General features: G+C 63.0%; 13 protein-coding genes. 6 read left to right on the top strand and 7 right to left on the bottom strand.

The annotated features are described in order from the left end of the window. Positions 1-13 precede the first annotated feature (13 nt). From L6966_RS03780 to L6966_RS03755, 6 genes are all read left to right on the top strand, one after another. Positions 14-1,561, top strand: a complete 1,548-nt coding sequence (locus tag L6966_RS03780; protein WP_272878606.1) for a fumarylacetoacetate hydrolase family protein — start codon at positions 14-16, stop codon at positions 1,559-1,561. A gap of 15 nt (positions 1,562-1,576) precedes the next feature. After that, the gene (locus L6966_RS03775) at positions 1,577-2,254 is read left to right on the top strand and encodes a GntR family transcriptional regulator (RefSeq protein ID WP_143539140.1); all 678 of its coding nucleotides are present in this window, start codon (positions 1,577-1,579) and stop codon (positions 2,252-2,254) included. An 18-nt stretch (positions 2,255-2,272) separates the two neighbouring features. Then, on the top strand, positions 2,273-3,781 hold the full coding sequence (hpaE, locus tag L6966_RS03770) for a 5-carboxymethyl-2-hydroxymuconate semialdehyde dehydrogenase (RefSeq protein ID WP_237224477.1): 1,509 nt from the start codon (positions 2,273-2,275) through the stop codon (positions 3,779-3,781). 77 nt (positions 3,782-3,858) lie between these two features. Next, the gene (hpaD, locus tag L6966_RS03765; RefSeq protein WP_237232890.1) at positions 3,859-4,965 is read left to right on the top strand and encodes a 3,4-dihydroxyphenylacetate 2,3-dioxygenase; all 1,107 of its coding nucleotides are present in this window, start codon (positions 3,859-3,861) and stop codon (positions 4,963-4,965) included. A 155-nt stretch (positions 4,966-5,120) separates the two neighbouring features. Further along, on the top strand, positions 5,121-5,906 hold the full coding sequence (gene hpaH, locus L6966_RS03760; protein WP_083091905.1) for a 2-oxo-hept-4-ene-1,7-dioate hydratase: 786 nt from the start codon (positions 5,121-5,123) through the stop codon (positions 5,904-5,906). Then, on the top strand, positions 5,891-6,697 hold the full coding sequence (locus L6966_RS03755) for an HpcH/HpaI aldolase family protein (protein ID WP_237232889.1): 807 nt from the start codon (positions 5,891-5,893) through the stop codon (positions 6,695-6,697). The genes hpaH and L6966_RS03755 overlap by 16 nt, the downstream gene beginning before the upstream one ends. Before the next feature lie 169 nt (positions 6,698-6,866). On the opposite strand, the gene L6966_RS03750 is transcribed toward L6966_RS03755, so the two are convergent. The 7 genes from L6966_RS03750 to paaA all read right to left on the bottom strand — a co-directional run bounded on the left by L6966_RS03750 (position 6,867) and on the right by paaA (position 12,980). Next, positions 6,867-8,105, bottom strand: a complete 1,239-nt coding sequence (locus L6966_RS03750; protein ID WP_083091906.1) for an ATP-binding protein — start codon at positions 8,103-8,105, stop codon at positions 6,867-6,869. 82 nt (positions 8,106-8,187) lie between these two features. After that, the gene (locus L6966_RS03745; protein WP_083091907.1) at positions 8,188-8,958 is read right to left on the bottom strand and encodes an enoyl-CoA hydratase/isomerase family protein; all 771 of its coding nucleotides are present in this window, start codon (positions 8,956-8,958) and stop codon (positions 8,188-8,190) included. A gap of 13 nt (positions 8,959-8,971) precedes the next feature. Beyond that, entirely contained in the window at positions 8,972-10,123 is a 1,152-nt protein-coding gene (gene paaE, locus L6966_RS03740) for a 1,2-phenylacetyl-CoA epoxidase subunit PaaE (RefSeq protein WP_237224481.1), read from the bottom strand. A gap of 16 nt (positions 10,124-10,139) precedes the next feature. Beyond that, complete coding sequence (paaD, locus tag L6966_RS03735; protein ID WP_237224512.1) at positions 10,140-10,631, bottom strand: 1,2-phenylacetyl-CoA epoxidase subunit PaaD; 492 nt, start codon at positions 10,629-10,631, stop codon at positions 10,140-10,142. A 188-nt stretch (positions 10,632-10,819) separates the two neighbouring features. Next, positions 10,820-11,647 carry a 1,2-phenylacetyl-CoA epoxidase subunit PaaC gene (gene paaC / locus L6966_RS03730; RefSeq protein ID WP_237232888.1) on the bottom strand — a complete coding sequence of 276 codons (828 nt, stop codon included), beginning with the start codon at positions 11,645-11,647 and terminating at the stop codon, positions 10,820-10,822. After that, on the bottom strand, positions 11,644-11,955 hold the full coding sequence (gene paaB / locus L6966_RS03725; protein WP_083091910.1) for a 1,2-phenylacetyl-CoA epoxidase subunit PaaB: 312 nt from the start codon (positions 11,953-11,955) through the stop codon (positions 11,644-11,646). Before paaB ends, paaC begins: the two co-directional genes overlap by 4 nt. A 2-nt stretch (positions 11,956-11,957) precedes the next feature. Then, entirely contained in the window at positions 11,958-12,980 is a 1,023-nt protein-coding gene (gene paaA, locus L6966_RS03720; protein WP_237224483.1) for a 1,2-phenylacetyl-CoA epoxidase subunit PaaA, read from the bottom strand. Between the last annotated feature and the right edge of the window lie 175 nt (positions 12,981-13,155).

Genomic DNA, 13,155 nt, shown 5'->3' with positions numbered 1-13,155 from the left:
ACGATTCCTGGTGATGCTCCCAGAGTCCAAGGAGGAGACCCCAATGGCAGAACAGTCCGCCCCTGTGCCCGTGACCCCCGGAAAAATCATTGCCGTGCACGTGGCCTACGAATCGCGCGCAGCCCAGCGCGGCCGCCGCCCCTCCGCACCCTCCTACTTCCTCAAGACCACCAGCTCACTCGCTGGCTCCGGGGCCACAGTAGAGCGCCCCGAGGGCACCGAACTCCTCGCCTTTGAAGGGGAGATTGCCCTGGTTATCGGCACCCCGGCCCGCAGAGTCCCCCTCGACGAAGCCTGGAATCACGTCGCCTACGTGACCGCCGCTAACGACCTGGGTATCTACGACTACCGCCCGGCAGATAAGGGCTCTAACCTGCGCTCTAAGGGGCGGGATGGCTACACCCCGCTGGGCCCAGCACTCATCGACGCCCGCACGGTCACCGAAGACCAGCTGCGGGTGCGTACCTGGGTCAACGGCCAGCTAGTCCAGCAGGACGACACCGCCGAAGACCACATGATTTTCCCACTGTCACAGTTCGTTGCTGACCTCTCCCAGCACATGACCCTCGAAACCGGTGACGTCATTCTGACAGGCACCCCGGCAGGTTCTTCTGTGGTTGTTCCCGGTGACGTGGTTGAGGTGGAAGTAGATGCACCCACCACCCCCGGTACGCCCACTTCCGGCCGCCTCGTCACCCGCGTCACCGCAGGTGAAGGCGGCTTCGATGAGGCCCTCGGCACCCTGCCCGCCGTGGACGAGAAGCAGATCGAAGAAGCCTGGGGCTCCCGCGAGGCTGCGGGCCTGCCCTCCCGCGAAACCACCTCTAGCGAGCAAGCCGGTGAGGGCCCCGTCCTCACTGACGAGCTACGCCGCCTTCTACAGGCCGTGCCCACCGCCGGGCTCTCAGCCCAGCTCCGCGCCCGCGGCCTCAACAACGTGGTCATCGAGGGCGTCTACCCCCAGACCCCGGGTACCAAGGTCGTGGGTACCGCCAAGACCCTGCGCTTCGTGCCCAACCGCGAAGACCTCTTCAAAGCCCACGGCGGTGGCTACAACGCCCAAAAACGCTGCTTCGACGAGGTGCGCGAGGGTGAAATCATCGTCATTGAAGCCCGGGGGGAATCAGGTTCTGGCACCCTGGGCGATATTCTGGCCCTGCGTGCCAAGCACCGGGGAGCCGCCGGCGTCATTACCGACGGCGGGGTACGGGACTACGCGGCCGTCAAGGACATTGGCCTACCCGTCTTCACCCAGGGCCCCCACCCGGCTGTTCTGGGGCGCAAGCACGTGCCCTGGGAAGTCGACGTCGCTGTGGCCTGCGGCAACGCCACCGTGTTGCCCGGTGACATTATCGTCGGTGATGACGACGGCGCCATCGTCATTCCCCCGGCCCTCGCAGCCGAGGTTGCCCAGGCCGCCTACGACAAAGAACACGAGGACGCCTGGGTCGCCGAGCAGGTTGCTGCGGGGCACCCCGTGGACGGGCTCTTCCCGCCAGTCGGCGCCTGGAAAGACAAGTATGCTACCTGGCGGGCGGCCAATCCGCCCGCCCAGCCCTAGTTGAGGGGAGCAACCGTGACCAGCACCGAGCCCCCCGCTGTATCGAAAGCGGAATCTGCCTACCAGTGGATTCGAGAAAAAATCATCTCCCGAGAATTGGCCCCCGGCCACCGGCTGACCCTTTCAACCTTGGCTACTGATCTCGACATGTCGGTTGTACCCGTCCGAGAGGCCATCCGCCGCCTAGAAGCTGAAGGGCTCGCCACCTTTGAACGTAACGTCGGCGCCAAGGTGGCCATGGTTGATGAGTCCGCCTACACCCAGAGTATGCAGTGCCTAGGCCTCTTGGAGGGTGCCGCAACCTCAAAATCTGCCCCCTACCTCACGAGCGAAGACCTCCAGGAGGCCAAAGATCTCAACGCCCAGCTTGAGGCCCTGCTTGAGGACTTTGACCCTAAGGCCTTCACCGAGATTAACCACCGCCTTCACCAGAAACTGTGCTCGGCCTGCCCCAACGACCGGCTACTGGAACTTGTCGAAGCCGAATGGACCCGCCTGGGTAACCTGCGCGAATCAACCTTCTCTTTTGTGCCCGGTCGCGCTGCTGAATCGGTGGCCGAGCACACCGGCATTATCAGACTGATTGAAACGGGGGCTAGCGAGCAGGAGATAGAAACCGCAGCCCGCAACCACCGCAAGGCCACCCTCTCAAGCTACCTAGCCAGCAAAAAAATAAGCGACAGCTCTTCTTAGCAGCAAAGGAGTTTCTCCATGACCACCACTCTCACCACGGCTAAACCCGAAGGCCTGCCTGAGCGCATCCAGCACTACATTAACGGTGCCTTTGTTGACTCCATTGACGGCGAAACCTTCGAGGTGCTGGACCCCGTCACCAACCAGCCCTATATCCAGGCTGCCTCGGGCAAGAAGGAAGACATTGAAGCGGCTGTAGCGGCCGCCCGCACCGCCTTCACCGAAGGCCCCTGGCCCCGCATGCTCCCCCGCGAACGCGCCCGCGTGCTCATGAAGATCGCCGACATCGTCGAATCCCGTGAGGACGCCCTCGCCCAGATGGAATCCTTCGACTCCGGCTTGCCCATCACCCAGGCCAAGGGCCAGGCCCGCCGTGCCGCTGAAAACTTCCGCTTCTTCGCAGACCTCATCGTCGCCCAGACCGACGACGCCTTCAAGGTCCCCGGCCGCCAGGTCAACTACGTCAACCGCAAGCCCATCGGCGTTGCCGGCCTGATCACCCCCTGGAACACCCCCTTCATGCTGGAATCCTGGAAGCTGGCCCCGGCCCTGGCCACCGGCAACACGGTCGTGCTCAAGCCCGCCGAATTCACCCCCCTCTCCGCCTCCCTCTGGGCCGGAATCTTCGAAGAAGCAGGCCTACCGGCCGGCGTCTTCAACCTGGTCAACGGCTTCGGCGAAACCGCAGGTGACGCCCTGGTCAAGCACCCCGAGGCCCCCCTCATCTCCTTCACCGGCGAATCCACAACCGGGCAAATCATCTTCGCCAACGCAGCCCCCTACCTCAAGGGCCTCTCCATGGAACTGGGCGGCAAGTCCCCGGCCGTCGTCTTCGAAGACGCCGACCTCGAAACCGCCATCAACGCCACCATCTTCGGCGTATTCTCCCTCAACGGCGAACGCTGCACCGCAGGCTCCCGCATCCTGGTCCAGCGCAGCATCTACGACGAATTCGTCGAACGCTACGCCGCCCAGGCCAAGCGCGTCAAGGTCGGCCTGCCCGCAGACCCCGCAACCGAAGTCGGCGCCCTGGTCCACCCCGAACACTATGACAAGGTCATGTCCTACGTAGAAATCGGCAAGACCGAAGCCCGCCTGGTCGCAGGCGGCGAACGCCCCGCCGACTTCCCCGAGGGCAACTTCGTCCTGCCCACCGTCTTCGCCGACGTCGCCCCCGAGGCCCGCATCTTCCAGGAAGAAATCTTCGGCCCCGTCGTTGCCATCACCCCCTTCGACACCGACGAAGAAGCCCTAGAGTTGGCCAACAACACCAAGTACGGCCTGGCCGCCTACATCTGGACCTCCAACCTGCAACGCGCCCATAACTTCTCCCAGGCCGTTGAAGCAGGTATGGTCTGGCTCAACTCCAACAACGTCCGTGACCTGCGTACCCCCTTCGGCGGTGTCAAAGCCTCCGGCCTGGGCCACGAAGGCGGCTACCGCTCCATCGACTTCTACACCGACCAGCAGGCCGTCCACATCAACCTCGGCGAAGTCCACAACCCCGTCTTCGGCAAGGCCGACTAACACCCGCCCCACCTCCGCGGCCGCCGGGTGCGCACCGTAGCCTCCCCGCGTCCGCCCCACCCAAGAAAGCAAAACCCATGTCACCTACCTTTGTTGACTACCCCGTTATCGTCCCCGACGAAAACGCCCCCGACATCGTCCGCTGCGCCTCTATGGAACTGGTCGTCACCGACCTCGAACGCTCCCGCAACTTCTACGTCGACGTGCTCGGCCTGGTCGTCACCGAAGAAGACGACAACACCATCTACCTGCGCTCCCTGGAAGAATTCATCCACCACAACCTGATTCTGCGCAAGGGCGACACCCCCGCCGTCGCCGCCTTCTCCTACCGCGTCCGCACCCCCGAAGACCTCGACAGGGCAGAAAAGTTCTACACCGCCCGCGGCTGCCAGGTGCGCCGCAAGAAGGACGGCTTCGTCAAGGGCCTGGGCGACTCCGTGCGCGTGCTTGATCCCCTGGGCTTCCCCTACGAATTCTTCTACGAGGTAGAGCACGTCGAACGCCTGGCCTGGCGCTACGAACTTCACATCCCCGGCGCCCTCGTCCGCCTTGACCACTTCAACCAGGTCACCCCCGACGTCCCTAAGGCTATCGGCTACATGGAAGACCTGGGCTTCCGCGTCACCGAAGACATTCAGGACGAAGCCGGCACCTCCTACGCCGCCTGGATGCGCCGCAAGCCCACCGTCCACGACACCGCTATGACCGGCGGCGACGGCCCCCGCATGCACCACGTCGCCTTCGCCACCCACGAAAAGCACAACATCATTGCCATCTGCGACAAGCTCGGCGCCCTGCGTCTTTCCGACCACATCGAACGCGGCCCAGGCCGCCACGGCGTCTCCAACGCCTACTACCTCTACCTGCGCGACCCCGACGGCCACCGCGTCGAGATCTACACCCAGGACTACTACACCGGCGACCCCGACAACCCCCGCGTCACCTGGGACGTCCACGACAACCAGCGCCGCGACTGGTGGGGCACCCCCGTCGTACCCTCCTGGTACACCGACGCCTCCCGCGTCCTCGACCTCGACGGCAACCTGGTACCCCTCACCGAGCGCACCGACGACTCCGAGATGGAACAAACCATCGGTGCCGACGGCTTCTCCTACACCCGCGCAGGCGAAGAAGACATGCCCGACTGGAAGAAGGGCGAATACAAGCTGGGCCACCAGCTGTAAAGACTGAAATACATAAGTTCGGTGCTTCGGGATATGCTCTAGCCGACTGACCCTCTTGGGCCTCGCGCGGGGCGCTCGCCCCAATTCACGCCAGACCCAGCCAGTCGGCGGCGAGCATATCCCTCAAGCACCTCCCGCAGTATTGAAAGCTAGCTATGCTCACTCAAGAACAGCTCACCAAAATTGCCGATGACTTGGCCGAGGCCGAGGCCAAGCGCACCATGATTCCGCGCCTGACCGCCACCTACCCCGACATGACCGTTGAAGACTCTTACGCGGTACAGAACATGTGGCGGGCCCGGGGTGAGGCCGTCGGCCGCCGTCTAATCGGCCGTAAAATCGGGCTGACCTCCAAGGTCATGCAAGAGGCCACCGGCATCACTGAACCCGACTACGGGGCGATCTTCGCCGACCAGGTCTACGAAAACGGCTCGGTCATCGAGCACGGGCTCTACTCCAATGTGCGTATTGAAGTTGAGCTGGCTTTCGTGCTCAAAGACGACCTGACCGGCCCCAACGTCACCGTCTTCGACGTCTTGCGGGCTACCGAATATGTGGTTCCGGCCCTGGAGATTCTCAGCTCTCGCATTGAGATGGAGGGCCGCACCATCGTCGATACAATCAGCGACAACGCAGCCCTAGGAGCCATGGTCTACGGAGGCAACCCGGTGGACCCGGCCTCCGTTGATCTGCGATGGGTCTCAGCCCTGCTCTACCGCAATGAGCAGATTGAAGATACCGGGGTGGCTGCCGCCGTCCTCAACCACCCGGCCAACGGTGTTGCCTGGCTGGCCAAGAAGCTGGCTGCCCACGGGGACTCCCTTAAAGCTGGTGAGATAATCCTGGCCGGGTCTTTCACCAAGCCCATGTGGGTTCACCCGGGCGATACCGTCCACGCCGATTATGGGGACTTGGGGGCGGTAACGTGTCGCTTCGTCTAGAGCCTCCCTTTGCCGATACCTTGCGGGAGCTGGGCCGCCCGGCGGTGGGCATGTGGGTTTGCTCGGGCTCGCCGGTGGCCGCTGAAATTTGTGCGGGTTCCGGCCTGGACTGGTTGCTGATTGATGGTGAGCACGGGGTTGTCAGCCTGGAGACTGTGCAGCAGCTTCTGCAGGTGGCGGCCGCCTACCCGGTGCAGACCGTGGTGCGCCTGCCCTCCCTGGATGTGGTTGCTATCAAGCAGTTCTTGGACGCCGGTGCCCAGAACCTGCTCATTCCCATGGTTGATAATGCTGGCATGGTGCAGGACGCCGTGGCTGCTACCCGTTACCCGCCTGCCGGGGTGCGCGGGGTGGGTTCTGCCCTGTCCCGCTCAGCCCGCTGGGGCGGGGTGCCCGGCTACCTGACCGAGGCTGAGAAGTATATTTCGCTTTTTGTGCAGATTGAGTCTGCGGTGGCCGTGGCTAATGCTGAAGAGATTTGCGCGGTGGACGGCCTGGCTGGGGTTTTTGTTGGCCCCTCAGATTTGGCGGCCTCTATGGGGTTGCTGGGCCAGCAGAATCACCCGCAGGTGGTGGAGGCTGTGAAGCGGGTGATCGAGGTGGCCCGGGCCGCCGGGGTGAAGGTGGGCGTGAACGCCTTTGACCCGGCTCAGGCTGAGGACTACCTGGCTGCCGGTGCTGATTTTATTCTGGTGGCTGCCGACGTGCAGCTGCTAGCCCTGGAGTCGAAGAAGCTGGCTACCCGCTTCATCGCCGGTGGCGGTGAGTGGAGCCAGGATGTGGGCTACTAGGCTCCTGCCTGAAAAGGGAAATTCTAGGGAAGAAGGTAGCCTTCTTCCCTAGGTCTCTTTCCCAGGTATACTTCATTTGTTCTTCTATATGCAACCAAGTCAGACTTATGACAACATTTGCAGGTGTGCTGCAATCAAGAGCTCTGCCCTGCCGGGGCTGCTACTCCAGTTACCTGGGGTGTCTCCAGAGCGCCGATACAGGGAGTACCTGCAACCAGGGTTCTAGGGAGAAAGCAAGGTCACCGGTGTAAAGAACTACCGCTGCCGCAACCCTGTCACCTAAGCGCTCTTTAAGAGCATAAAGATGCTTGGCCTGTTGCCTACCTGCAACGGATCGACTTTTCACCTCAAGGAGTATGAGCCGCCCATCGTTGAGTTCAAGTACAGCATCCACCTCCTGCTCCCGTTCCCTAAAGTGGTAGAGCCGGTAGCTGGTTTCACTCCACTCTCTCTGCTTGAGCAGTTCGCTGGCAACAAACTGTTCTAGAAGGGCGCCGTAATGTTCTCTGCCGCCAACCGTCGCAGCCTTGTCTTCGCTGAACCCGGTCAGTGAGGCAGCCAGGCCGGTATCCACTAGCCCTACTCTGGGGCGCCTCACAACGCGGGAACCGTAATTAAGGCCCCATGCAGGGAGCTCTTCTAGCAGGTACATGCGAGCCAGCAGGTCAAGGTATTTGCTCACCGTTGTCTCACTGATGCTCAGATGTTGCGCTATGCGACGTTTTACCAGCTCCTGGGCGCCGTGGGCGGCCAGGTAGGAAATCAGTGAGAGTAGGTGCTCAGAGAAGTTTCCCGCTTCAATTTCTGCCGCATCGTGGGTGGCTAAGGCTTCTGCGTAGTGGGCGAACCAGGACGCCCGGCTACGATTGCTGGTTCGTTGGAGGGGAATAGGGTAGCCGCCAGCTACAACGTATAGGGCAGGGTCATCTGCCTGAACAGGGGCATGGCCTCCCCCCAAAATCCAGGTTGCAAAGTCTTCTGGTGGGAGTTGTAGTTGCTCGCCCACGCTAAAGGGGCGCAGTACAACGGATTCTTGCCTGCCAGCTAAAGAGTCACTGGAACCCCTGGTACGCAGCAGGTTGGAGGAACCTGTAACGATGAAGCGCCCGGGCCTTCTATTACTGTCAACCTCTGCTTTGATTTGGAGAGTGAGTTCCGGGACTCTTTGGAGCTCGTCGATGATGAGGGTTCCACTACCAGCCTGTTGAAGAAAACGCACTGGGTCGGCTGAGGCAAATTCCCGTTGGGCCGCATCATCTAGGGTGACGATGACGGCGTCCTCGCCCGCTAACTGTTGAGCCAGGGTTGATTTGCCAACCTGCCTAGCCCCCTGGATAACAAGTACAGGAGTGTCTTCTAGAATTTCCCGGCATAGGGGTTCAAGATGGCGTGGGAAGGGTGTGTTCATGCCTTCAGGTTAGCACCAGAATGGAGATTTGCCAGCACCGGAATGGAGATTTGCCAGCACCAGAATGGAGATTTGCCAGCACTTATTTGCCCCGAAACACCGGCTTCCGCTTCTCTGTGAAAGCTGCGAAGCCTTCGGCGTAGTCCTCAGAGGAGCAGAGCTCACCCTGGGTCTTGTTTTCGGCCTCAACCGACTCCCAAAGGCCTACCCGGGCGTCGCGCACCTGGGCTACCAGCTGCTTAGAGGCCACAAAAGCACCGGTCGCCCCGGCAGCCACCCTGGCCACCTTCTCGCGGGTAAAGTCCAAAAGCTCCTCGGCGGGAATAGCCCGGCTAAAGAGGCCCGCAGCCACAGCCTCGGCCCCAGAAATCAGGTCAGCGGTATAAATCAAATCCAGAGCCCGGTGGGCACCCAGCCGCTCTACAAAGAGGGCGTGCCCACCGGAATCCAGAGTGGCGCCCAGGTTGGCAAAGGGGGAGCCGATCTTAGCGTTCTCAGCCACATAAACCACGTCCGTAGCAATGGCCAGGCCCAGGCCCACACCCAGGCAGGGGCCCTGCACCGCCGCGAATGTCGGTGCAGGGAAAGCGCTCATCTTCTTCAAGAGCGGGGTCACCTTGCCAGCCAGGTAGCCGTAGGCGTCGTCCTCGGCAGGCACCAGCCCGGCAATATCCCGCCCGGCGCAGAAGCCTCGCCCCTCCCCGCGCAGAAGCAGGGCGCGGACGCCCGCCGCAGCTGCCTGGTCGTAGGCGGCAGAGAGCTCGGCCAGGGCGGCCTCGTTGACGGCGTTCATCTTTTCGGGGGCGTTCAGCACCACCTCGGCAACAGCGCCCTCAATGGTCAGATCAATCACGGCTTTTCCCCTCCTAGGCGTCGAAGTCCACGGTCACAGCATCGGAGCAGGGGCGGGTCTGGCAGGTGAGAATGTAGCCGGAATCGACCTCGTCCTTCTCCAGGGCGTAGTTTTCCTCCATCTTTACGTCGCCCGAGACCACCTTGGCGCGGCAGGTTCCGCAGACGCCACCGGCGCAGGCGAAGGGCACATCGGCGCGCACGCGCAGGGCGGCGTTGAGAATGGTCTCGTTGGCTGAGATGGGGGATTCAACGGAGGAGGAGGTGCTGTCCAGGTTGAAAGAGATAGCGTAGTTGGCCCCGGAGGGGTCGGCTTGGACGGCCCGGCCCTGCTGGCCTGCGGGGGTTTCAGGCTTGCCGGTGGTGAAGAGTTCGAAGCGCACGTCGTCCTCGCGGACGCCACGTTCGGCCAGGGTATCGCGGGTCAGTTGCACCAGTTCGAAGGGGCCGCAGAGGAACCACTCATCGGTTTTATCGACCTGGATGACGTGATTCAGGATAGCGTTGAGCTTCTCATCATCAATACGGCCGCTCATGAGCGGGTTGATGCGCTGTTCGCGGGAGAGCACGTGGTGCACGGCGAAGCGGGTGGGGTAGCGGTCCTTGAGGTCGCCGATTTCTTCGGCGAACATGACGTCCATGGCGGACTTGTTGGCGTAGACCAGGTCAAAGGTGCTGGTGGGGCTGGCTTTGAGCACGGTGCGGGCGATGGCGATGATGGGGGTGATACCGGAACCGGCGGCGAAGGCGACCATGTGCTCACCCCCTGCCGCGGCGGCGTCCTCAGCGATTTTGTCGGGGTCGTTGAGGCTGGTGATGGTGCTCTTGGAGACGAAAGCGCCCTGGGGGTTCATCACGTCAATCTGCTGGCCCGGTTGCAGGGTGTCGTTGGCCCAGTTGGAGAAGAGGCCGCCGAAGTCGCGTTTAATAGCCACACGAATTTCGCCAGGGACGGGTTCGGCGCAGATGGAATAGGAGCGGCGCACCTCCTGCCCGTCAATCTGGGCGCGCAGGGCCACGTACTGGCCGGGCAGGTAGTCGTAGTCGGCTGCGAGCTCCTCGGGCACGGCGAAGGTGACTTCGACGGAGTCTTTGGTGAGTTTGCGGACGCCAGCCACGGTCAGCGTGTTGAAGGTGGCGCGGCGGCGGGTGCTGGTATCGGTCATGGCGTCTTCCTTGGGTCTAGTGAATCTTGAAGTAGTCGAAGGGCTCTGAGCAGGATTCGCACTGGTAGAGGGCCTTGCAAGAGGTGGAGCCGAAGCGGGCGAGTTCGCGGGTGGCCAGGGAGTGGCAGCGGGGGCACTTGACGGCAAGTCCTAGGCGGACGGGCCCCGCGGCGGCTGTGCCTGTGGGTGGGGCGATGCCGTACTCGGCAAGGCGTTTTTTGCCTGCTTCACTCATCCAGTCGGTGCTCCAGGCGGGGGTGAGGACGGTGTCCACGCGCGGGGCCGGGTAGCCCTGGTTGGTGAAGACCCGGCGGACGTTGGTGGTGATAGCGCCCATGGCCGGGCAGCCGGAATAGGTGGGGGTAATGACCACAACAGGCTGGTCGCCCTCGTAGCGGGTGGCCCGCAGAATCCCCAGGTCAGCGATGGAGAGAACGGGGATTTCGGGATCAGCTACGCGGGCGGCAAGTTCCCACAGAGCGGCGTCAGAACCGGCCGGGGCGGGCACAGCGCTCTCGGTTTCGAGGGGCGGGGCTGTGTAGCCGGAGTCGGCGTCGAAGCCAAAGCTGAAGTCGACTCCGGCGCTGGCCTGCTCGCTGGTGAGAGAGTCACTCTGGTGCTGGTGCTGGTGCTGGTGGAGCGGATGGTTGCTGCGGCTGTTCACGGGGGCACCTCCTTGTGCTGGCCTGCTGGGAATTACCAGGTGGCGCCGGGGTGGGCGCGGGCTAGGACCTGCATTTCTGCCAGGATGTGGCCGCGGGCCTCGCTCATGACGCCGGAGCGGTCGCCGCCCCGGGCCTGGGGCACGTCGGGGACCTGTAGCTGGGCTTCTTCGATGATGGCGGTCAGGCGCCTGTCGAAGTTCTCGCGCAGGGTGGAGGGGAGCACGGCTACACCGGGCAGGGCGACTGCGTCTTCGAAGTCGTAGAAGAGTTCGTCGATGTAGGGCCACATGTAGTAGAGGCCTTCTTGCATGCGGCGGTTGGATTCTTCGGTGCCGATACCCAGGCGTAGGGTCCAGGCGGTGGCGTGGTCCTGGTGGTAGGCCACCTCCTTGAGGGCCTTAGCGGCAATCGCTGCCAGAGTGGGGTCTTCAGACTTCACCAGGGCTGAGTAGAGCTCGTACTGGTAGTAGGAGAAAATAAGCTGGCGGGCGATGGTCTGCCCGAAGTCCCCGTTTTCCTGTTCGGGCAGGCGGGCTGAGCGGAATTCTTCTTCGTCGCGGAAGTAGGCCAGGTCGTCCTCGGTCTTGCCCCAGGCGGTGCCCGCGTAGGTGAGGAAGAAGCGGGCGTGGCCAATCAGGTCCAGGGCGATGTTGCCCAGGGCGATGTCTTCTTCGAGTTCGGGGGCGCGGGAAATCCAGTGGGCCAGGCGCTGGCCCAGCATGAGGGCGTCGTCGCCCAGGGCCAGGGCGTAGCGGGCAACGTCCTCACTGGCCTTGACGCCGGAGGCGGAGATGTCCTCAGCGATGATGGATTCGCCTTCGCTGTGGCGGGTGGCTGATTCGAAGGAGGCGTAACTCATAGGTGCTTTACCCCCTCGCTCTTGGTGTAGTAGGTGGCGTGGCGGTAGCTCTTGCCCTGGGAGGACTCAAAGAAGCCCCCCTTGGAATCGGGGTCAGAGGCCAGGATTGCCTCGGCGGGCACGACCCAGACACTGGTTCCTTCGTTGCGGCGGGTGTAGAGGTCGCGGGCGTTGCGCAGGGCCATGGTGGCGTCGGGGGCGTGGAGGGATCCCGCGTGCACGTGGGAGAGGCCGCGGGAGGAGCGGACGAAGACCTCCCAGAGGGGCCATTCCTTGGATTCGGGCAGGTGTGTGATCTTGTCGGTCATGGTTAGGCTCCTAGCAGTTCGGAGTGCTGCTTAGCGGTCTTGCGGGCGTACTCGGCGGCGGCTTCGCGCACCCAGGCGCCTTCTTCGTGGGCGGCACGGCGGCGCTGCATGCGCTGCACGTTGCAGGGGCCCTTACCCGAGATGACGGAGTGGAACTCGTCCCAGTCCAGGGGGCCGTAGTCGTAGTGGCCGCGCTCTTCGTTCCACTTGAGGTCAGGGTCGGGCAGGGTGAGCCCGAGGGCTTCTGCCTGGGGTACCAGCATGTCGATGAAGCGCTGGCGCAGCTCGTCGTTGGAGAAGCGCTTGATGTTCCAGGCCATGGACTGCTGGGAGTTGGGGGAGTCGGCGTCCGGCGGGCCGAACATTTGCAGGGCGGGGCCGTAGAAGCGGTTGACGGCGTCCTGGGCCATCTTTTTCTGGGCTTCTGTGCCGTGGGAGAGTTCGTACAGGATCTCCCAGCCCTGGCGCTGGTGGAAGGATTCTTCCTTGCAGATACGCACCATGGCGCGGCCGTAGGGGCCGTAGGAGGCGCGGCAGAGGGGGACCTGGTTGCAGATGGCGGCCCCGTCGACCAGCCAGCCGATGGCTCCCATGTCTGCCCAGGTGCGGGCGGGGTAGTTGAAGATGGAGGAGTACTTGGCGCGGCCGTCTAGGAGCTGCTCGTTGAGAATATGACGCGGGGTGCCGAGGGTTTCGGCGGCGGAGTAGAGGTAGAGGCCGTGGCCGGCTTCGTCCTGCACCTTGGCCATGAGAATAGCCTTGCGCTTGAGGGAGGGGGCCCGGGTGATCCAGTTGGCCTCGGGCTGCATGCCGATAATTTCGGAGTGGGCGTGCTGGGAGACCTGGCGGGTGAGGGTCTTGCGGTATTTTTCGGGCATCCAGTCGCGGGGTTCTACGCGGGAGTCGTCGGCGATGAGCCGGTCGAAGTAGGCCTGCTCGGCTTCTTCCTTAAGGACGTTCTCGCCCACCTGGGCGGGCGCGTCGGCTACGGGGGAGAGGTCGGGGTTCTTCGTCGTTGAAGTCATGTCTGGCTCCTTGCGGGTGCGGGCTGCTCGGGGCGAGGTAGCCCCATCTGCACTAATTACTGACCGTTCGTTCAGAATATAGTCTTGAGTGCGCAACGGTCAAGCGTAATCTTGCGACTGACCCCTAGGCACCCGTCTATTTTTTCTGTATCGTGTGAGCTGATGCACAGAAGGC

It is taken from the genome of Rothia nasisuis, from assembly GCF_928381405.1.
Classification (GTDB): Bacteria; Actinomycetota; Actinomycetes; order Actinomycetales; family Micrococcaceae; genus Rothia; species Rothia nasisuis.
Note: the sequence above shows the minus strand (reverse complement) of the source record. Positions and strands in the feature narration are given on the sequence as shown.

Coding starts and splice junctions, on each gene's coding strand:
- L6966_RS03750 (WP_083091906.1), bottom strand. CDS start 8,105: ATGAACACACCCTTCCCACGCCATCTTGAACCCCTATGCCGGGAAATT.
- L6966_RS03780 (WP_272878606.1), top strand. CDS start 14: ATGCTCCCAGAGTCCAAGGAGGAGACCCCAATGGCAGAACAGTCCGCC.
- hpaD (WP_237232890.1), top strand. CDS start 3,859: ATGTCACCTACCTTTGTTGACTACCCCGTTATCGTCCCCGACGAAAAC.
- paaA (WP_237224483.1), bottom strand. CDS start 12,980: ATGACTTCAACGACGAAGAACCCCGACCTCTCCCCCGTAGCCGACGCG.
- paaB (WP_083091910.1), bottom strand. CDS start 11,955: ATGACCGACAAGATCACACACCTGCCCGAATCCAAGGAATGGCCCCTC.
- paaE (WP_237224481.1), bottom strand. CDS start 10,123: ATGACCGATACCAGCACCCGCCGCCGCGCCACCTTCAACACGCTGACC.
- paaC (WP_237232888.1), bottom strand. CDS start 11,647: ATGAGTTACGCCTCCTTCGAATCAGCCACCCGCCACAGCGAAGGCGAA.
- hpaH (WP_083091905.1), top strand. CDS start 5,121: ATGCTCACTCAAGAACAGCTCACCAAAATTGCCGATGACTTGGCCGAG.
- hpaE (WP_237224477.1), top strand. CDS start 2,273: ATGACCACCACTCTCACCACGGCTAAACCCGAAGGCCTGCCTGAGCGC.